This window comes from Pseudomonadota bacterium, assembly GCA_039196715.1.
Lineage (GTDB): Bacteria > Pseudomonadota > Gammaproteobacteria > CALCKW01 > CALCKW01 > CALCKW01.
This window is the reverse complement of the sequence record JBCCUP010000079.1, coordinates 1-19,951: the sequence shown is the minus strand read 5'-3', so window position 1 is coordinate 19,951 and position 19,951 is coordinate 1. Positions and strand designations below refer to the sequence as shown.

Below are 19,951 nucleotides of genomic sequence, written 5' to 3'. Positions count from 1 at the left end.
GGCGTTGAAGTCGGTCTGACGACGCCTGGCATGATGATCGAGATCGAGGCGGACGCCCTGATCCACGACGCCGAAGGCATCCACTGGTGACCGGTCTGCTCGACCAGCGCACGCGCGAGGCCGTGGTGTCGGCCGTGCTGTTGTTCGCGTTGTGCCTCGCGGTGATCGGCCTCATGCGCACCACCGGCCTGATCAGCGACCGCCTGTTACAACTTGGCGTGATCAACATCATCGCCGGCCTGTCGCTCGGCCTGTTCTGCGGCGGTACGGGGATCCTCTCGCTCGCGCACATCGCGTTTTTCGGTATCGGCGGCTACGTGTCGGCCTGGTTCACGCTGCCCAGCGCCCTCAAACCCATCCTGTTGCCGGACATGCCCGCGTTCGTACAGAACGCCGAGTGGTCGCTCTGGGCGGCGTTGCTGCCCGCGATTGCCGCCACCGCGCTTATCGGTGCGTTGACCGGCGGGGTGATCAAACGGCTGCGGGATACAGCGGCCGTCATCGCCAGCCTCGGCTTTCTGATCATTGCCTACTTGCTGTTCATCGGTTTGAAGCCGCTCACCAACGGCAAGCAATCGCTTTACGGCATCCCGATCGACCTCGCAGGGTGGCCGGTGGTGTTGATGGCGCTGGCGGCGACGCTGGTGTTCTGTTTCGCGATCAAGTCGAGCCGCACCGGTCGGGCAGCCGAGGCGTTGCGCGACGACGAGGCGGCGGCGCGGTCGGTCGGCGTGCGCCCCGAACCGGTGATCTTCACACTCTGGGTTGGCAGCGCCGTGGGCATGGGCGTGGCCGGCGCGTTGTTCGTGCACACCATCGGTGTGGCCTCACCCAACACCTTCTACCTCGACAAGACCTTTGCGCTGATCGTGTTGATCATCGTCGGCGGCTACCGCTCGCTGACGGGTTGCGTGATCGGGGCGATCGTCATCACCGGTGCCGAGGAGGCCTTTCGCAAGACCGAAGAGGCCCTCGGCACGTTCGCTGGCACCGAGGTGTTCGGGCTGTTTGACATGCCGAGGGTGTTCGGCCTGACAGCCCTGTGTTTTTCGCTGACGATATTGCTTGTGCTCTACTGGCGACCGGACGGTATCGCGGGCTACCGTGAAATCGCCACCGTGTCGTCGGTGCGCTCCGCGCTCGGTCGCTGGTTGCAACGCGCCGTGCCCCGCCTGCCATCGGTGGCCTACGACGTGGATGCACGGGCTTCGCTGCGGGCGCAGGGGCTCAGCAAACGCTACGGCGCGTTTTCCGCGCTGGACGGTGTCGAGCTCGATATCGGACGCGGCACGATCCTCGGTTTGATCGGGCCGAACGGGGCGGGCAAGTCGACCTTCATCAATGTGGTCACCGGGTCGCTGTTCGCGAGTGGGGGACAGCTCCACCTCGGCGAATCCGACGTGACCCTGTGGTCCGCCGATCGGCTCGCCCGCGAGGGGCTCGGCCGCACCTTCCAGAACATCCGTCTGTTTGACAGCCTGAGCAGTGTCGAGAACGTCCAGGTCGCGGTCGCCGTCGCCCACCCCGAATTGAGCCGGGCGGCGATCGAATCGCGTGCGCTCGCCTGGCTGGCCGAACTGGACCTCGCCGACAAGGCTTGGGAGAGCGCCGGTGGGCTCGCCTACGGTGACCAGCGCCGGCTCGAGATTGCGCGCGCGCTGGCGTTGGAGCCTCAGTTCCTGCTGCTCGACGAACCCGCGGCCGGCATGAACCCACAAGAGACCGAGCGTCTGAAGTCGGTGCTGCGCGATGTCGTGCAGCGGATCGGCTGCGGCGTGATTCTCGTCGAACACGACATGCCGATGGTGATGTCGCTCTGCGACGAACTGGTGGTGTTGAACAAGGGCGAGCAAATCGCGCGTGGCGACACGGCGTCGGTGCGGACCGACCGCAACGTGATCGAAGCCTATATCGGAGAAGACGCTTCGAGCCTCGCGTAGGGAGCTCGGGGCCACATTGAACCCGTTGGATGAACGAGGAGAGAGGACGATGAAGACACTGTTGAAACACGCTGCGTTGGCATTGGCGGTGGCCACGGCCAGCGTTTCGGCCCAGGCGGCAGACGAGTTCGTGATCGGTGCGGTGAATGCCAAGACCGGCTTCATGGCGGCCTACGATGCGCCGTTCATGCAGGGCATCCACATGTACACCAAAGAGGCCAACGCACGCGGCGGCCTCAACGGCAACTACCCGATCCGGGTGGTCGAGCGCGACGATGCTTCGGACGTGCAGAAGTCGACCGTGTCGACCGCCGAGGTGCTCGGTGCCGAAGACGTCAACCTGTTCGTGACGTCGGCGCTTGCGCCGTACGCGATATCGGCCGGTTCGCAGTCGCTGCGCAAGGGGGTACTCACGGTGCACACCATTGCCTCGCAGCCGACCATACCGGCCCGCTTGGGCGAGGGCAGCTACCTCGTGATGATGTCCGATGCCCACATGGGCGGGGTGTACGCCAAGTTTGCCACCGAGGATCTCGGTGCCAAGACGGCCTACATTGTCACCTCCGACTTCGATCCCTACACCGAATTTCTGCCGCTGTATTTCAAGGAGAAATTCGAAGCCTACGGTGGCAGCGTGGTGGGGCAGTCCGACTTCAGCTACGACCAGCAGGAGTTCTCCTCGGTGGTTGCGGCGATCAAGGCGCTGCCCGAGGAGCCCGACGTGATCATGGGCATGCCGTTCGACAACGATTTCCCGATCTTCATCAACCAGCTGCGCGCCGCGGGCGTCAGCTCGACCTACCTCGGACCGGACACCCTGGACCTGCCGTCCGTGAAAGGCCTCGGTGATGTGGTCGAAGGGGTCTACTACGTGACCATGGCGGCGCCGACCAGTTCGCCCGAGGCGGGCGCTTTCGTCGACGCGTACGTCGCGGAGTACGGTTCGGACGACAGCGCCTACCCGGCGATGGTCGGGTATTCCTTCATGCGCATGGTCGAAGCGGCCGTGGCTGCGGCGGGCACGAACGACGCCGCGGCGGTCCGCGCAGCCTTTGCCGAGCTCGAGGGCGTGCAGACCGAGATCGGCGAGGTCACCTTCAAGGGCTTCGGTTCGCTGCCCAACCTGCCGGTGCACGTGATGCGCATCGAAGGCGGCGAGGGCGTGCACGTGAAGTCGATCAAACTCGACGCGTCCGAAATTCCGACGCCGCGCAGCTGATTGGTCGACGGGGCGCCGCGCGTGACACACCCGCACACGGCCAAGGCTGTCCGCACCTGGCGCGGACGGCCACTCACGCACCGGCCGGTGTGGCCGCGCTTGGCAGTCGGCGGCGCGCGCGACTGCGCCGGTGGGGCATTGAGGTGACGACTCCCTTGCTCGAGGTGTCGCAGCTGCAGGTCCGGTACGGCGCGATCGGCGCTGTGCACGGGGTCGATCTGCAAGTCAATGCGGGGGAGCTTGTGACCGTGATCGGCGCCAACGGCGCGGGCAAGACCTCAACCCTCAACGCCATCATGGGGCTGGTGCCGGCGGCGTCCGGGCAGGTGACCTTCGACGGGCGCGCGTTGGACGGTGTCCCGATCGAGCAGCGCACGCAACTGGGTCTGGCCATGTCTCCCGAGGGGCGGCGCGTCTTTGCGCCGCTCTCGGTCAGGGAAAATCTCGTGGTGGGCGGCGTCGCCTTGCCGCCGTCGGATGTGGACGCGCGCGTCGATGCGATGGTCTCGCGTTTTCCGATTCTCGGTGAGCGCATCGACCAACTGGCGGGCACGCTCTCGGGCGGCGAGCAACAGATGCTCGCAATCGCGCGAGCGTTGATGTCTCGACCGCGCTGCCTGGTGCTCGACGAACCCTCGCTTGGGCTCGCACCGAAGATCGTCAGCCAGGTGTTCGAGCTGATCGCCGAGCTGCACGCCGAAGGGGTTGCCGTGCTGCTGGTCGAGCAGAACGTACAGAAGAGCCTGGCCATCGCCGACCGGGCCTACGTGATGGAACTCGGATACATCGTGCTCAGTGGCGTGGCGGACGAGCTCGCGCGCGACAACAGCATCCAGGACCGGTACCTCGGAGTCTCATGACGTGTCTGTGACCAAGGAGCCCTCGTGAGTTTCGACGTGCTGCTGCAGTTTGCGGTGTCAGTGCTGAGCCTCGGCGGCGTGTACGCGCTGTTGGCGCTCGGCCTGTCGACCGTGTTCGGCTTGCTCGGGTTTCTGAATTTTGCCCACGGTGATCTGATGACTATCACCGGCTACGGCTTGTATTACATGCTCGCCGCCGGGGTGGCGTTCGCGGTGGCGGGTCCGCTCGCGGTGGTGGTTGCCGCGCTCGCGGCGGTGTTGATGGAGCGCCTGGCTTTCCGGCCGCTGCGCGGGCGCAGCCCGATGACGCTGCTGATCACCTCGTTTGCGCTGTCGCTGGCCCTGCACGTGTGTTTTCAGATTTTCATCAGCCCGAAGCCGCGCCCAATCCCCGTGCCGGAGTTTCTGTCGGGCTACTTCAGCATCGGCGGCGCCTTCGTCAGCCGGGCGCAAGTGATTGCGATCGTTGTTTCCGTAGTGTCGGTGATCGCGCTCAATGTCTTCTTAAGCCGCTCGCGCCTCGGGGTGACCCTGCGCGCAGCGGCTGCCGATTTCGATGTCGCCCGCATGTTGGGGGTGCGCGCCGACCGCGTGGTGGCGCTGGCTTTTGCCCTGAGTGGCGTGCTCGCCGGCGTCGCGGCGCTTGTGTGGATTGCGCAGCGCGGTGCGGTGTTTCCGACCATGGGCCTGACGCCCATGGTCAAGGCGCTGATCGCAGTCATCATCGGCGGCCTCTCGAGCCCGCGTGGCGCCTTGTACGGCGGGTTTCTGTTGGGTTTTCTCGAGGCGCTGTTTCTCTACACCTTGCCCGACGCCTTCGTGCTCTACCGTGACGCCCTGGTGCTCGGTGTGTTGATCGTCTTTCTGGTCTACCGACCGAACGGCATCATCGCGAGCAACCCGGAGCCGATGCGATGAGCGTGTCAGGCGTGAATTGCGGCGAGCTGCAGATCAAGGCCGTCGACGATATGGGCGCGCATGGTGGCGGCAGCGTAGTCGGTGTCGCCGGTTTCGATGGCATCGACCAACGCGTCGTGGTCGCCGAGCGAGCGCGCGAGGTCGACGTCGTCGATGGCCGCGAACATGCGGAAGGAGCTGCCACGGTTCCAAATGCCGTCGAACAGCTCCAGCAGGTAGGCGTTGCCCGCGAGCGAGACGAAGGTGCGATGAATGTTGAGGTTGGCGTTGAAGTAGGCCTTTGCAGTGTTGCCGACGCTGCGTTCCTCGCGTTCGATGGTGCGTCGGATCGACGCGAGCGCTGCGCTGTCGGCGCGCTCGGTCAGCAGGCGCACGCTGAAACCTTCGATCGCCTGACGGGCCTGGTAGATGTCGCGCACCTCGTCGGCCGTGATACTGCGAATGACAAAACCGGCCTTCCCGGCGCGCTCGAGCACACCCTCCTGTTCGAGGCGGAGCAGGGCTTCGCGCACCGGGGTGCGGCTGACGTCGAGCTCGGCCGCCAGGCGCTCCTGGACCAGCCGCTGGTTGGGGGCGATGTCGCCGTCGCCGATGGCTGCCAGCAGTTGGCTGTAGATTTCGTCGGCAATGCGTCGGGGCGTGAGTTGGATGCGTTTGAGTCCGGCCATGGTGTCCTCGGTTCGCGGTCGGAAACGCAGTGCGCGGTGCGTGCACTGCCGACGCGTGACCGTACTGCATCGGGGTGCAGTGGGTGAAATTTGAATACAGTATACAAAAAGCAGAGGTGAAATCCCATGTGCGGCATAGCAGGTAGGGTCCTGAAAGACCACGGCAATGTGGGCGAAGACCTGGTGCGGCTGATGGCTGCGCAAGCGCATCGAGGTGCGGATTCGACTGGTTTTGCGGTTTACGGGCCACCGCGCGACGACGGGTACGTCGTGCGGGCGATGGGCTTCGACCGCACCCGGCTCGGCACGGATCTCGACGATTTCCAGGCGGCGCTGCGCGAGTGCGGCAGCGACTTCCTCGAAGAGCCCACGACCACCCTCGGCGATGCGGCGCACTACAGCGTCCGCGCGGTGATTTCAGACCCGACCGACCTCGCGCGCTGGGTGCACACGGCTGATGCCATGGCGGACAGGCTGGAGGTGCAGTCGGTCGGCCGCTCGCTTGAAATCGTGAAGGACACCGGCGACGCCATCGCCGTGGCTGACAAACACGATGTCTGGTCGATGCGAGGCACCCACGGTCTCGGCCATGCGCGGCTTGCGACCGAGAGCTCGGTGCTGCCGAACGCAAGCCACCCGTTCTGGGCTCGGCCCTTCGCTGATGTCGCGATCGTACACAACGGCCAGATCACCGACTATTTCACCCAGCGCGACCGCCTCGAACGCGCCGGCTACCGCTTCATGACCCAGAACGACTCCGAGTTGATCGCGGTGTGGGTCTCCGACCAGATGCGCCAGGGGCTGACCAAAGCGCAGGCGCTGGAGAAGTCGGTCGGCGCGATCGACGGCGTGTTCACGTTCCTGATCACCGATGTGGAGTCGATGGGCTTCGCCAAGGATCGCTTCGCGATGAAGCCGTTGGTCACGGTCGAGCAGCACGGTGAGATGACGGCTGGAACGGAGGAACAGTCGGTACGCCGCGTGCACGCCGGCGAAGTCGACGTGATCAACTACGACGGCCCGAGCATCACGCGGCTGTGGCAGGTCGGTGACCTGAGGGCCGCGGCATGACCGAGCGTGTGGAGATCGAAGTCGGGGACCGCACGGTCCGCGAGATCAACGAGGACATCCAGGCCCGTGCCAAGGCGGGTCAGGCCATGCGTGTGAGCAACCCGCTGTCGCGGCACAACCTTGGCGTGGGGCTGCCGACGGGCGCCGACATCGTGTTCGAGGGCAGCGTCGGCTACTACTGCGGCGGCCTCAACAACGGCGCCACCGTCGACATCCGACGCAACGCGGGCTGGGGCGTCGGCGAGGCGCAGGCCTCAGGCGACATCACGGTGCACGGCTACGCCGGCATGTCGGTGGGTGCCGCCATGCTCGGCGGCCTGATTCACGTGAAGGGCGACTGCGGCCCGCGCTGCGGCGTGGCGATGAAAGGCGGCGACATCATTGTCGAGGGCAAGATCGGCTACCAGTCCGGTTTCATGTCTCACGCCGGGCGCATCATCGCTCTGGGCGGGGCGGGCGAGTCCTGCGCGGACGCGCTCTGGGCCGGTGAGGTCTGGGTGGCAGGCGACATCGACTCGCTGGGCGTCGACGCCAAGGTCGTCGAACCGGCGCCCGAGGAGGTCGAGGACGTCGAGACCCTCCTCGCCTCTCGCGGGCTGGCCGACAGCGCTCGTAACTGGCGCAAGATCGTCTCCGGTCAGCGCCTTTGGTACTTTGAAAGTCGGGATGCAAAAGCATGGCTCATGATCTGACGAAACCCTACGAATACCCGTTCGAGGATCCGACCGAAGAGGCTGTCGCCTACAACGACGGCGCGATCGAGGGGCGCCGTGCCGGGGTGCCGGGGTCGTACGACAAGGGTGGCTCACTGCGGTGGACGCCGGATGCGATTGCCGAGGTGCACGCGCTCTCGCAACTCGGCCGATACCAGGTGCGTGGCTACAACTGTTTCAATGAGCGCCTGCCGACCTTCGACGACCTGACATTCGTGCCGGCGACCATGACCCGCTTGCCGCTCGAAGGGTACCGCGAGAGCTGCGACACCACGACGGTGCTCGGTGGCGGTCGTGGCCTGGTCGAGCAGCCGCTCGAACTCAAGATCCCGATCTACATCGCCAGCATGAGCTTTGGCGCACTCTCCGCGAGCGCGAAGGCGGCCCTCGGTCACGGTGCATCCAAGGTTGGCACGATGACCTGCACCGGTGAGGGCGGCATGCTCGAAGAGGAGCGTGCAGCCAGTCAACGGCTGGTGTACCAGATGAGCCCGGCGCGCTACGGTCTTGACCTCGACCACCTACGCCGGGCCGACGGCCTCGAGCTGGTGGTGGGTCAGGGTGCCAAGCCCGGCACCGGCGGCTTGCTGCTCGGCATGAAAGTCTCTGAGCGGGTGTCGAAGATGCGCACCTTACCGCCCGGCGTCGACCAGCGCTCGACCATTCGCCACCCCGATTTTCTCGGCGCCGACGACCTTGCCGTGAAAATCGAGGAGTTGCGGGTCGCGACCCACTACCGGGTGCCGATCAGCATCAAGATGGGTGCGACACGGCCGCGTTTCGACGTTGCTATCGCGGCGAAGGCCGGTGCCGACATCGTGGTCGTCGACGGGGCTGAGGGCGGTACGGGCGCGTCGCCGGAGATGTTGCTGAACCACACGGGCATCCCTTGCATATCGGCGATCCGTGCGGCACGCGAGGCGCTCGACGAGTGCGGTATGTCGGGCAAGGTGTCACTGGTTGCCGCCGGCGGTATCCGCACCGGCGTGGACGCGGCCAAGTGTCTGGCCCTCGGGGCTGACGCGGTGATGATCGGCAACGGCGCGATGATCTCGCTCGGCTGCAATTCGCCACGCTACGAAGCCGACTACGCCGAGCTGGGTACGTCGCCAGGTGCCTGCCACCACTGCCACACCGGGCTCTGCCCGGTGGGCGTTGCAACGCAGGACCCGGCGCTCGAGTCGCGCATGGACGTCAGCGCGGGCGCCGAGCGCGTGGCGCGCTACCTCACGGCGATGACGATGGAAATCACGGCGCTCGCCAAGGCGTGCGGCAAATCCACCGTGCACAACCTCGAACCTGAGGACCTGCGGGCGTTGAGCTTTGAAGCGTCGGCGTTCACCGGCGTGAAAATGGCGGGTATCGACAAGGCGTTCGGTTGGTAGTAGAAGCCGTACCTCGCCGGTAGAGCAACAGTCGTGCTTTGGCCCTCACCACGAGGACCGAATGCCGAGGCTGTTGCGGGTTCAATCGGAATGACCTGATTGGGTAATTGACCTCCGTCCCGCGCTCGCTAAGGTGGCTCCTGACAGTGTCAGCAACCCAGATCAGGGCACGACCACGTGGTGCACGGGTTAAAGCGATACCGGTGTCAGATCCTATCTGGGCGGGAGACCGGAGGACGATGAGATCGGTTGCGCCGAACGGCGGATTTGGAGCAGCGGCGTGAATGCAACACGGGGCTTGCCAGTTCTCCTGGGAAGGCGTGACAATGTTGGCCGGTGTATCGGATGGTCGTTCAGAGGATCGTCCGGTTGACTGAGTTGGCCAACAGGGCCTTGATCCGACCGCGCATCCTATTGTCTGTGAATTACCTCGCCTCACTGTACCGATCCACTGTCGCAGGGTGCATCTGCGCGATCCTGGTGGTGTCATTCGGTATTGCCGACGCCGCGCTGTTCTTCCGTGGTGAATTGCACGCTTTCTTTGTCATCGCCGTCGGCCTGACCGTGATTGGCTTTTTGGTGCAAGTGTTGTTGATCGGTTGTTTTACCCGTTTGCACCACACGCACGGCACGAGCCAAGAGGCAAGTTTGGTCGTGCTTGCGGCCATGCTGTATGACATTCAAGCCAAGGTGGCAGCCGACGCGCTCTTGGGCACTGCGCTCATGATGATTGCGATCAGCGGTTTGACGTTGGGGATCGCACTTTTTCTGTGTGGCGCCTTCAATGCGGGTCGGTATATACGCTTGATGCCATTCTCGATGGTTGCAGGTTTTCTGGCGGGTTCCGGCCTGCTCATCGTGACTTTTTCGATTGCTATCTTGCATGGCGAATCGTTGTCGTTTGGCGAGATCATCCAGGGTGATTCCAAGCAAGCGGCGTGGAAAATACTCGCGGGCTTTGCGATGGGCGCGCTGCTCGTGTTGTTCAGCATGCTTCGGTGGAGTGAATACACGCTTCCCGCGCTGATTGTCGGCGGCGTAGCGGCGTTTCATCTCGTGATCACTTACGCACCGGTCGAGTTCAATCAGTTGGTGCAGCTTGACTGGACCATGGCACGTGACAGTGTCGCGGTACGCTATCAACCCATGACGTCGGACTTGATCGGTACAGTGGATTGGTCGGCGATTGCGTCGGTGTCGCTGCAGCTGCCAGCGCTCATCGCCGTGTGCATTTTTGCCAATCTGATCAAAATCAGCTCATTGGAGTTGATGATGCGGCAACGCGTCGATGAGAACCGCGAGCTTCGCGTGGCGGGCTACGCCGGTCTCGTCAGTGGCGTATTCGCCGTCGCACCGGGTTTCCACGGGCTCGCAAATTCGTCCATCCTGGCGAAGCTCTCGGCCAACGCCAAAGTGTCCGCGGTTGTCACCGTTGCGGTCACAGCTGCGCTGTTGGTGTACGCCGGCGACACCTTGATGTTCATGCCTCGCTTTGTGTTCGGCGCCATTTTGCTTTGGGTAGGCTTTGGCATGGTGCAGACCAGCCTGCTGAACAACTGGGGTAAAGTTCGGTTTCACGAGAGTGTCGTCACCGCGTTGATTGCACTCACCGTTGCGGTGTTCGGTTTCATACCGGGACTCGCATTCGGTGTTGTTTGTGGGCTTGTGATGTTCGTTGCGGAGTATTCGCAACAAGAGACCGTACGGTCGATGCAATCGGCGGTTGAACTGCACAGCAATGTCGACCGCGATCCGGACGCGCGCGCGCAACTCAATGCACATGGACGGTCAACGTGGGTAGTCCGCCTGCACAGCTACTTGTTTTTCGGCAGTGCAGCGCGTTCGGTCGAGATCATCATGCGACACCTCGACAACCACGCGGACAACCCTATCGACATGTTGGTTCTCGATTTCACGCGTGTGGTTGGCATCGACTCGACCGCGCTGCGCGCGTTTCAGCGGCTGGCGTTGCGGGCCGAGGCTGACAGCATCGACATTTGGGCCGCCGGTGCGAGCCCGAGCGTGCAGACAGCCTTTGAAAAAGACGGCGACGGATCGATCGCTCGCTTCTTCGAGACCTTGGATTTTGCGCTCGAGGCGGCCGAGGATCGGATTCTGTGCCAACACCCCTTGGCACCGCGTGTCGCCGTTGCGCACAAGGGTGAAGGCGACGTCGCGCTTGCCGGGTTGTTTTGGCAACACGGCGTTCCGCGCGCCCTACCGGCCGGTGCAACCTTGTTGGAGGCGGGGCAAGCGCCGCAGGGGCTCTATTGGGTGGTTTCCGGTGTGCTTGATGCGCAGGTGCACACACCGCACGCAGAGATGCGCGTCAGGCGCATGGGCAGCGGGGCACTGATCGGCGAGATTTCTTGGTATTTGCAGCAAACGACATCCGCTCGCGTGGTGGTGGTCGAAGACGCGTCATTGCTGCACCTCGACAACCCCACCATGGCCATGCTCGCGGCGGACTTTCCCGAGACCAGCTCCATCTTGCACGAGGAAATCGCGCGGGTATTGTCCTCGCGCTTGCTGGACAATGCGCGCCAGCTTCGTCAACTGGGCTGAACGTAACGAGGTTGGTACGCGCGGATCCTTTCGGTGAGATCAGGTTTGCTACCATAGCGAGCTGACCTCGGTGAATCCCTCCCATGACAGCCCCAGACGACATGTCGCGCCGTCGCACCTTTGCGATCATTTCCCACCCGGATGCGGGCAAGACCACGCTGACCGAAAAGCTGTTGCTGTTCGGCGGTGCGATTCAGCTCGCGGGTACGGTCAAGGGCCGCAAGGCCGCACGCCACGCGACCTCCGACTGGATGGCGATGGAGCAGGAGCGCGGCATCTCGGTCACGTCGTCGGTCATGCAGTTTCCCTACAAGGACCGCGTGGTCAACCTGCTCGACACGCCGGGCCACGAGGATTTCTCCGAGGACACCTACCGCGTGTTGACGGCAGTGGATTCCGCGTTGATGGTGATCGACGTCGCCAAGGGCGTCGAAGAACGCACCGAGAAGCTCATGGACGTCTGCCGTCTGCGCACCACGCCGGTGATGACCTTCATCAACAAACTCGACCGCGAGGGCCGCGACGCGATCGACCTGCTGGACGAGGTTGAAACCGTGCTGAAGATTCAGTGCGCGCCGATCACCTGGCCGGTCGGCATGGGCAAACGCTTCAAGGGGGTCTACCACATCGCGCGCAACACCGTGACCTTCTTCGACCCCAACCACGACGGCAAACTGCCCGAGGGGGAAGTGGTCGAAGGGCTCGACAACCCGCGCCTCGACCAACTGCTCGGAGACCAGGCCGACGAGTTGCGCGAAGAGCTGGAGCTGGTCCGCGGCGCGAGCAACGCCTTCGACCACGCGGCCTACCTGCGCGGTGAACTGACGCCGGTGTTTTTCGGCTCGGCGATCAACAACTTCGGTGTGACCGAGTTGCTCGATGATTTCGTCGAGTACGCGCCACCGCCGCAGCCGCGCGCGACTGTCGACCGCGAGGTCGACCCGAGCGAGAGCAAATTCAGCGGGTTCGTGTTCAAGATTCAGGCGAACATGGACCCGCAGCACCGTGACCGCGTCGCGTTTCTTCGGATCTGCTCGGGGCAATACAAGAAGGGCATGAAAGCCCACCACGTGCGGCTCGGCAAGGACGTGAAGTTTGCCGATGCGTTGACCTTTCTCGCGGCCGACCGCGGCCACGTCGACACCGCCGAGGCCGGCGACATCATCGGCCTGCACAACCACGGCACGATTCGCATCGGTGACACCTTTACCCTGGGCGAGAAGCTGCATTTCACCGGCATTCCGAACTTCGCGCCGGAACTCTTTCGCCGGGCCCGCTTGCGCGACCCGTTGAAAATGAAACAGCTGCAGAAGGGACTCGAGCAGTTGTGCGAGGAGGGCGCGACGCAGTTGTTCAAACCGCTGACGTCGAACGACCTCATCCTCGGTGCGGTCGGTGTGCTGCAGTTCGACGTGGTCGCGCAACGCCTGAAGGACGAGTACAAGGTCGATTGCCAGTTCGAGTCGGTGACGGTCAAGGCCGCGCGCTGGGTGGCGTGTGAGGACGCCAAGATGCTCAGGGATTTTCGCGACAAGGTGGCGGCGAACCTCGCGATCGACCATTCGGGTGAACTGGTCTATCTTGCCGGTACGCGGGTCAATCTCACCATGACCGAAGAACGCTGGCCGGACGTGCGTTTCCTCGCCACGCGCGAGCAGGGCGGAGTGCTCTAGCCGAAAAGCGGCGCGTCATGGAGCGTGCGCTCACGGCGTGCCGTTGCACATAACGCAACGCCTGACGCCCCATGTCGACGTGTCACACCCGCCGCGGGCCGACGCGACACCGTCGGCCGGGGTTCGTGCGCCCCGGACTGCGCGACGGGCTCTCGGCAACGTGTGTCGTTTTGAGGCCAAAACGCAATTGCGCTGATCGTGGTGTGTTGCTATTTTGCACGCCGATGGTTCCAGGCGCCTCTGCGCGGCGCCGGGATGAAAAGGGAACACGGTGGCGCCGTCCGGTCGGCGTGGAAACCGTGGCTGCCCCCGCAACTGTGAGCGGTAATACGCACCCATTTTGCCACTGACCTTCGGGTTGGGAAGGCGGGTGTCGGCGAGAACCGTGAGCCAGGAGACCTGCCATCGTTTCTGCAACCCAATCCGGGCGGGGCGTCCGGACAGGAGTCCACGGTGGTCCCCCGGCATCCGTCGCCATCCTCGCGTCAGCTGTCTTCGTTGAGGCTGACACCAGCCTGTGCCGCCCTGTGGTCCGTGTTCGGGTCGCGTGGCGCTAACCGTGATCGCCGCACCGTGCGACTGCGCGCCCGACGCGTCGTGCCGCACCGTCCACTGAACGGCCTCGAGGGCCGACCGCCCACGCGGTGTCGTGCGTGAACTCGCCGTGCTCACTCGAGGTGCACGACGTGGCGGTCCGCGTTCCGGGGGAGCGCGGTGCTGTGTCTGTGCTCGATGGCATCAGCCTTTCAGTGGCGCCCGGACACGTGCTCGCGGTGGTCGGACCGAACGGTGCAGGCAAGTCGACGCTGATTCGGGTGATCGCCGGCGTGCAGCAGCCAAGTCACGGCAACGTGTGCGTCGACGGGCAGGCGGTGGCGTCCCTGAGCGCACACGAGCGGGCGCGACGCATCGCCTATGTCGGCCAGGTGGATGACCCCGATGGCCGCCTGACTGTCACTCAGTACGTCCAACTGGGGCGCCTGCCGCACGAGGGCTTTTTCAGTCGCCGTGTGGCGTCGCCAGACGCGGTTGACGCGATTCGTATCACCGGGTTGCGCGCCCTCGCGCACCGTCGACTTGACGCGTTGTCCGGCGGCGAACGTCAGAAAGCCAAGATCGCCAGGGCGCTCTGCCAACGACCGTCCTTGCTGGTGCTCGACGAGCCGACGAACCACCTCGACCCGAGCGCCCGCGGTGCGTTGCTGGGCCTGGTTGCAGCGATGGGGGTTACCGTCGTCGTCGCGCTACACGACCTGACCCTGATCGACAACCTGGCGGATGGTGTCGCCGTCCTGGCTGACGGAAAGCTGGTCGCGCTCGGCGAGCCAATGCGCGCGTTGTCATCAGACCAGGTGCAACGCGTCTTCCGCGTCGACCTCCACCGGTTTGCACACCCGACAGCCGAGCGCCGTATCCCGGCACTCGACATCGTATTGACCACCCCACCCACGGCGCACACTGCGCCATCTCGAAACCCACCAGGAGACTGATTGCATGAAGGCACTAGCCACCCTGATACCCGTGTCACTCGCACTCGCCGCCACCGGTGCATCCGCGTACCCCATTGACGTTGACAACTGCGGAGAGGCGTTGACCTTCGCGGCTGCGCCCGAGCGCATGGTGGTGCACGACATCAACATGGCCGACATGGCCTTTGCCCTCGGATTGCAGGAACACATGGTGGGCGTGACAGGCATCTCCGGGTGGTACAAGACAAGCCCCGAGTTTGACGCACGGCGTGGCGACATCCCCGAGCTCGCGCCGAAATACCCGACGATGGAAAACCTCGTTGCCGCTGGCCCGGACCTGTTTTTCGCGGGCTGGTACTACGGCATGCGGCCGGGCGGGGATGTGACACCCGAAACGCTCGGTGCCCAGGGCATTCAAACGCTGGTTCTGAGCGAGAGTTGCATTCACCTCGACAGGAACCGGCCCGCAGCCTCGATGGACTTGTTGTTCGACGACGTGCTCCGCCTGGGCGCTGTGTTCGGCAAGGAAGGGGATGCGCAGGCGCTGGTTGACGGTTGGAGTTCCCAGCTCAGCGACATCGCCTCGGCGGTTGCTGATGTACCGCCACAGCGTGTGTTTCTCTACGATTCTGGCGACGATCAACCGTTTACCGCGGGGAGGTACGCCATCACGACGGCCATGATCGAAGCCGCGGGCGGCACGAACGTAACCGGTGACATGGACACCAGTTGGGGGCGCACGTCGTGGGAGTCGGTCGCGGCCGCCAACCCGGAGATTCTCATCCTGCTCGATTACCAGGGTGGTGACGGTGCCGACGGCTTGCTGCAGTTTCTCAAATCGCACCCCGTCATGTCGTTGACAGAGGCGGTGAAAAACGAGCGTTTCGTTCCCTTGCGGTACGAAGAGCTGACGCCTGGGCCGGCCAACATCGATGCAATCGAGAAAATTGCCAAGGCCATGCACCCCACCGCGTTCCAGTAGGCGGTATGCAGACGGTACGGTGCATCGTTCCGGCGTTGCCGTGATGCCCCGTTTGGCGGTGCTCTTGCCGGTGGCGCTCGTGGTGCTGGTCGCAATGGTGGTGCTCGCCGTTGCGACTGGCTCGACGGCCATAGCGCTGTCCGACGTCGTGGGCGCATTCGGTCGGGCGTTTGGTGCCAACAGCGCTGCAGGCGCTCAGCCGATTGACCGCATCGTTGTCGATCTGCGCTTGCCACGTGCGCTGTTGGCCGTGCTCGCAGGCGCCGGTCTGGGTGTTGTGGGTTGCCTGTTGCAAACCGTGACCCGGAACGACCTCGCCGATCCGTTCCTGTTCGGGTTGTCGTCCGGTGCGGCTGCGGGTGCGGTGCTGGTGATCACGGTCACCGGCGACGTGTTCGGGTTCTGGACCTTGCCACTGGCGGCGTTCGCCGGCGGCATGCTGGCTTCCATCACGGTGTTGGTGTTGGTGGCGCGTATGCGCGCACGTGGCCCCGCGCGGCTGGTGCTGGCGGGGTTGGCGGTCTCCTTTCTCTTCATGGCGCTCACCAACTACCTTGTGTTCGCTGGCGACCAACGGGCAGCGCACTCCGTGCTCTTCTGGACGCTCGGCGGGCTCGGACTCGCTCGGTGGGACGTTTTGCCCATTGCGTTGATTGGAACCGGGTCGGTGTTGGTCTTTGCCGCTGCGATGCATCGGCAGTTCGACGCCCTGTTGGCCGGCGATGAAACGGCGACCACACTCGGGATCAGTGTGGCGTTCTTGCGCGGTGCCACCTTCTTGGTGTGCGCGTTTGCGACAGGCGCGCTGGTTTCCATCACGGGCGTGATCGGCTTTGTCGGGCTGATGGTGCCGCACCTCGCGCGAGCGGTGGTCGGTCCGATGCACGGTGCGCTGGTGTGGGTGGCTGCTGTCTTGGGTGCGTGTCTGCTGTTGGCGGGTGACATTGCCGCGCGAACGCTCCTCATGCCACAGGAGCTGCCGATCGGGATCGTGACGACCGCAGCAGGTGCGGTGTTTGTGCTTGCGGTGTTGCGGCGATTCTGAGTTTTGCAGGCGGGTATCGCCCCGCCAAGGCACAGCTTCGGCAGTCTGTCAGCTCACGACGCGATTGGAATCCGCGCGCAGCTGACTCAAGTGGTTTAGCGCCACAGACAGGCTTTGCAGTTCGATCCGCACCCTGGCTGGGTCCTCTCGGTGCCATTCAAACCCCATTACAACCGTGCGCGTGCTGATTTTCCTGGTATTGACCGGTGCCGCGGATCGCAGGCAAGTACGCTTCGACATCGGGATGGTGCACACGACGTCGACCGCAATCGTCGCGCGGTGCGTGTCGTGGCCGTGCCCGAGCACGCGCACGAGGGGGGTCTTGCCTGCAACGTCGATCACGCGGATGCCGAGGCGCTCGTCCCGGCTTGCCGCACGGCGCGCCGGTCGGTACCTGTACCCGGTGTGCCGGTCGAGCGTCTTGACGTGGTATGACTCGACAGATCGTGCCGGTGTGTCGGCTTGGGCACCAACGCTGAACAGGGCGAGAAGCAGGGTGGTAACGAGCAGGCGGTGTGGCATCAGGCGGACCAGCGTGTGTCGGTGGCGCCGGTGTGCAAGGGGGCGCTGCGTTGCGAGCGGCGGTCCCGTCATGGCACTTCGCAGCTTTGGCGCTGCGCGGTCGTCTGTATCAGCCGGGGCCTTGGCTGACGTGTGGACCGGGTCGCATGTCGGCGGCGGTGTCGGCTGGTGGTGTGCGCTCGTGCAGCGTACCGGAACGCCCGGCCAGTCTGCTGGGGCGAACCTGGGTCGTGTTGCGCGACGCGGCCCAGGTGGGGCCCGTTTGCGATCGAGTCTCCGGGTGGCCTAGAGTCTTTGGCGTGAGCGTGGATTTCGCAGCGTGGTGAAGGCACCTTGGCAACAGACGACTCGGCATCGGACACCCCCGCGGGCGCCGACTCGGCCACCGGAACGGGCATGCAGACAGCGCGTGCCGATGGCGTGGCGCCGCTCGTCACGCTGATTCGCGGTCTCGGTGACGACCCGCAGCCGCTGTACCGCGGTGTGGTCGCGGCGGCCGTCGAGGTGGGCGACGCGTGTGCGGCCGCGTTGCTCCGGTCCGAGGACGGGCAGGCGCACCGCTGCGCCCGTGTGGCCCGCACCGACTCCCAAGCGCACACCGACGACACCGCCTCGCTCGAGCCGGTGACGAGTGCTGTCGTTCACCGGGTGACCCAGGAACGTGAAACAGTCCTGCTGCAGGGCGCGGACGCACGGGCGCAGGCGCCGACCTGGTTCGTCGACGGCGTCGCGTGTGAGCAGCTCCTCTTTGTCCCGATCACCGCCGACGACGGTGTCTGGGGCGCGCTGCAGGTTGCCTGGTCCGACGAGGCCGCTGTGCCCGCGTCGGTGCGCCGTGAGATCGACGCGCTTGCCGATCTTGCCGGCCTCGGCGTCGAGACTGTGCAACGGCATCAGGCACTGGCGACCGCCGACAGCACGGCGCGTGCGTATGGGGAGCGTGAGACTGCGTCGCGCGACATACTCGACGTGATCAGTCGACGTCGCGACGACGAAAATCCGGTGTTTGACGTGGTGCTCAGGCACGCCGTCGAGCTGTGCAAGGCGGATGCTGCGGCAATGATGCTGGGGCAGGTCGCCACCTCGACCCTGGCGTTCAAAACCTACCACGAGGGCACGCGTGTCCAGTCGCAAGCCGAAATCGACGCGCTGGAGGACATTCGCCGGAGTACCCTCGAACTCGATCCCGCCAAACACATCTCGGCGCAGGCCATCTGCGAGGCGCGCGTGGTGCACGTCGATGACCTGAGCACGCACCCGAGCTACCTCGCGCGCGAGCCGACCTTCGTGACAATGGTCGAGCTCAACGAGGAGCGCACAGCGCTGAGTGTGCCGCTGTTGCGCGATGGCGTGGCATTGGGCGCGATCAACGTGTATCGGCGACGGGTCGAAGCGTTTCAGGCCGAGGAAATCGCGCTGGTGGAGGCCTTTGCTGCACAGGCGGTGATTGCCATCGACAACGTGCGGCAGTTTCGCGAGTTGGGCGAAGCGCTCGAGCAGCAGACGGCGACAGCCGATGTGCTGCGGACGATCAGCGAGGACGCCTTCGACCTGCCGACGGTGCTTCAGGCGCTCATCACCACGGCCGCACAACTTTGCGACGCGCCGATTTGCATTCTGTTCGACCGTCGCGATGGCGCCATGCACATGGGGGCGAATATCGGGTGCTCGGACGAGATGGTCGCATTTCACACCGCGCACCCGAACCCGATCGACCGCTCCAACGTCGCCGGCCGCGCGGTGCTGGACAAGCAGACCGTCCACGTGCCAGACGTGACACAGGACCCGAACTACACCCTGACGCAGTCGTACAGGCTCGGCGGGTGGCGGTCGATCATTGCCGTGCCGCTGTTGCGCAACGACGAGGTGATTGCCGTGCTGGCGCTGTCGCGCCCGCGGATCGGGCCGTTCTCGGCGCGCCAGATCGACTTGGTCGAGAGCTTCGCTGACCAGGCGGTGATCGCGATCAACAACGCGACCCTCTTTGCCGAAGTTCAGGAACGCACCGCTGAGGTCAGCCAGGCGCTGGAATACCAGACCGCTACGTCTGACGTGCTCGAGGTCATTTCGCGCTCGCCGGACGACGTTGACCCGGTGCTTGAAAGCATCCTCGCGGTCAGCGCCGCGCTATGCAAACCGCAGTACAGCTACATCGCGTTGCTCGACAGTGCGGACGGTTGCTACCACGTGCGGCGGTCGTTTGGTGTCGCCGACGAATTCATTGATTTTCTCACGCGCAACCCGATTCGGCCCGGCACGGGCAGCAGCACGGGGCGGGCGGCGTTGCTGTGCGAGACGGTCTACATCCGCAACACCGAGACGGATGACAGCTACACTTGGAAGGAGGCGTCCCGTCGCGGCGGGTATCTGAGCTCGCTGGCGGTACCGCTGGTACAGAGCGGGAAGTGTGTCGGTGTGATCGCGCTCGCGGATGAACAGCCCGATGCGTATTCGGACAAGCAGATCGCGTTACTCGAGACCTTCTCGGCGCAAGCCGTGATTGCGCTGAACAACACCCGGATGTTTCACGACACCCAGGCCGCGCTGGCGCGCCAGACAGCCAGCGCGGATGTGCTGCGCGTTATCAGCCAGTCGCCGACCGACACCACGCCGGTGTTCGAGATGATCGTGACTTCGGCCACGCAGCTCGTTTCTTCCGACCTCGCAATCGCGACTTTGGCCAACGACACAGAGTGGTGGCAGGTGGCACTTGCGTCGCCCGAGGGCCTGATCACGGACTTTGCGACCGCACCGCACCCCATCGACGAACAGCACAATTTTCATTCCGCCGTGTTGGTGTCCGGCAAGACCATGCATGTGCCGGACTTGTCAACCGCAGATCTGCCCACGCTGGCCAGACGGCTCCACGAGGAGAGCGGGTTTCAGGCGTATCTCCACGTGCCCTTGTTGCGCGACGAGCG

At 64.6% G+C, this 19,951-nt stretch carries 15 protein-coding genes and 1 riboswitch; of the genes, 13 read left to right on the top strand and 2 right to left on the bottom strand.

Going from position 1 to position 19,951, the window contains the following annotated elements:
* Window positions 1-86: 86 nt before the first annotated feature.
* From AAGA11_19335 to AAGA11_19320, 4 genes are all read left to right on the top strand, one after another.
* A complete protein-coding gene (locus AAGA11_19335; GenBank protein MEM9605025.1) occupies window positions 87-1,940 on the top strand; it encodes a branched-chain amino acid ABC transporter ATP-binding protein/permease in 1,854 nt (617 codons plus the stop codon).
* A 49-nt stretch (window positions 1,941-1,989) separates the two neighbouring features.
* Window positions 1,990-3,159, top strand: a complete 1,170-nt coding sequence (locus tag AAGA11_19330) for an ABC transporter substrate-binding protein (protein ID MEM9605024.1) — start codon at window positions 1,990-1,992, stop codon at window positions 3,157-3,159.
* A gap of 143 nt (window positions 3,160-3,302) precedes the next feature.
* Complete coding sequence (locus AAGA11_19325) at window positions 3,303-4,019, top strand: ABC transporter ATP-binding protein (GenBank protein ID MEM9605023.1); 717 nt, start codon at window positions 3,303-3,305, stop codon at window positions 4,017-4,019.
* A gap of 24 nt (window positions 4,020-4,043) precedes the next feature.
* On the top strand, window positions 4,044-4,937 hold the full coding sequence (locus tag AAGA11_19320) for a branched-chain amino acid ABC transporter permease (protein MEM9605022.1): 894 nt from the start codon (window positions 4,044-4,046) through the stop codon (window positions 4,935-4,937).
* Between the two features lie 5 nt (window positions 4,938-4,942).
* Here the strand turns inward: AAGA11_19320 and AAGA11_19315 are convergent, their stop codons facing one another.
* Window positions 4,943-5,605 (bottom strand): GntR family transcriptional regulator, encoded by a 663-nt coding sequence (locus AAGA11_19315; protein MEM9605021.1) that lies wholly within the window; start codon window positions 5,603-5,605, stop codon window positions 4,943-4,945.
* 126 nt (window positions 5,606-5,731) lie between these two features.
* Between AAGA11_19315 and AAGA11_19310 the strand changes: the two genes are divergently transcribed.
* The 8 genes from AAGA11_19310 to AAGA11_19275 all read left to right on the top strand — a co-directional run bounded on the left by AAGA11_19310 (window position 5,732) and on the right by AAGA11_19275 (window position 16,508).
* Complete coding sequence (locus AAGA11_19310) at window positions 5,732-6,676, top strand: class II glutamine amidotransferase (GenBank protein MEM9605020.1); 945 nt, start codon at window positions 5,732-5,734, stop codon at window positions 6,674-6,676.
* Window positions 6,673-7,368 carry a glutamate synthase gene (locus AAGA11_19305; GenBank protein ID MEM9605019.1) on the top strand — a complete coding sequence of 232 codons (696 nt, stop codon included), beginning with the start codon at window positions 6,673-6,675 and terminating at the stop codon, window positions 7,366-7,368. The genes AAGA11_19310 and AAGA11_19305 overlap by 4 nt, the downstream gene beginning before the upstream one ends.
* Window positions 7,353-8,774: an FMN-binding glutamate synthase family protein gene (locus AAGA11_19300; GenBank protein MEM9605018.1), complete on the top strand. Its 1,422-nt coding sequence runs from the start codon at window positions 7,353-7,355 to the stop codon at window positions 8,772-8,774. Before AAGA11_19305 ends, AAGA11_19300 begins: the two co-directional genes overlap by 16 nt.
* A gap of 345 nt (window positions 8,775-9,119) precedes the next feature.
* On the top strand, window positions 9,120-11,339 hold the full coding sequence (locus AAGA11_19295; GenBank protein MEM9605017.1) for a SulP family inorganic anion transporter: 2,220 nt from the start codon (window positions 9,120-9,122) through the stop codon (window positions 11,337-11,339).
* Window positions 11,340-11,422: 83 nt separating this feature from the next.
* Window positions 11,423-13,012: a peptide chain release factor 3 gene (locus AAGA11_19290; protein ID MEM9605016.1), complete on the top strand. Its 1,590-nt coding sequence runs from the start codon at window positions 11,423-11,425 to the stop codon at window positions 13,010-13,012.
* Between the two features lie 208 nt (window positions 13,013-13,220).
* A riboswitch (cobalamin riboswitch) is annotated at window positions 13,221-13,434 on the top strand.
* Window positions 13,435-13,731: 297 nt separating this feature from the next.
* Window positions 13,732-14,502, top strand: a complete 771-nt coding sequence (locus AAGA11_19285) for an ABC transporter ATP-binding protein (GenBank protein ID MEM9605015.1) — start codon at window positions 13,732-13,734, stop codon at window positions 14,500-14,502.
* Between the two features lie 4 nt (window positions 14,503-14,506).
* Window positions 14,507-15,463 carry an ABC transporter substrate-binding protein gene (locus AAGA11_19280; protein MEM9605014.1) on the top strand — a complete coding sequence of 319 codons (957 nt, stop codon included), beginning with the start codon at window positions 14,507-14,509 and terminating at the stop codon, window positions 15,461-15,463.
* Window positions 15,464-15,506: 43 nt separating this feature from the next.
* Window positions 15,507-16,508, top strand: a complete 1,002-nt coding sequence (locus AAGA11_19275) for an iron ABC transporter permease (GenBank protein ID MEM9605013.1) — start codon at window positions 15,507-15,509, stop codon at window positions 16,506-16,508.
* 48 nt (window positions 16,509-16,556) lie between these two features.
* Here AAGA11_19275 and AAGA11_19270 read toward each other — a convergent pair whose 3' ends face one another.
* Window positions 16,557-17,102, bottom strand: a complete 546-nt coding sequence (locus AAGA11_19270) for a hypothetical protein (GenBank protein ID MEM9605012.1) — start codon at window positions 17,100-17,102, stop codon at window positions 16,557-16,559.
* 261 nt (window positions 17,103-17,363) lie between these two features.
* Between AAGA11_19270 and AAGA11_19265 the strand changes: the two genes are divergently transcribed.
* Window positions 17,364-19,951 (top strand): GAF domain-containing protein (locus AAGA11_19265; protein ID MEM9605011.1); only part of this gene is annotated, 2,588 nt, incomplete at its 3' end.

Bases quoted from the DNA above. Each gene is read 5' to 3' on its own strand.
- AAGA11_19330 (MEM9605024.1), top strand. From the start codon at position 1,990: ATGAAGACACTGTTGAAACACGCTGCGTTGGCATTGGCGGTGGCCACG.
- AAGA11_19315 (MEM9605021.1), bottom strand. From the start codon at position 5,605: ATGGCCGGACTCAAACGCATCCAACTCACGCCCCGACGCATTGCCGAC.
- AAGA11_19310 (MEM9605020.1), top strand. From the start codon at position 5,732: ATGTGCGGCATAGCAGGTAGGGTCCTGAAAGACCACGGCAATGTGGGC.
- AAGA11_19305 (MEM9605019.1), top strand. From the start codon at position 6,673: ATGACCGAGCGTGTGGAGATCGAAGTCGGGGACCGCACGGTCCGCGAG.
- AAGA11_19300 (MEM9605018.1), top strand. From the start codon at position 7,353: ATGGCTCATGATCTGACGAAACCCTACGAATACCCGTTCGAGGATCCG.
- AAGA11_19295 (MEM9605017.1), top strand. From the start codon at position 9,120: ATGGTCGTTCAGAGGATCGTCCGGTTGACTGAGTTGGCCAACAGGGCC.
- AAGA11_19290 (MEM9605016.1), top strand. From the start codon at position 11,423: ATGACAGCCCCAGACGACATGTCGCGCCGTCGCACCTTTGCGATCATT.
- AAGA11_19280 (MEM9605014.1), top strand. From the start codon at position 14,507: ATGAAGGCACTAGCCACCCTGATACCCGTGTCACTCGCACTCGCCGCC.
- AAGA11_19275 (MEM9605013.1), top strand. From the start codon at position 15,507: ATGCCCCGTTTGGCGGTGCTCTTGCCGGTGGCGCTCGTGGTGCTGGTC.
- AAGA11_19270 (MEM9605012.1), bottom strand. From the start codon at position 17,102: ATGACGGGACCGCCGCTCGCAACGCAGCGCCCCCTTGCACACCGGCGC.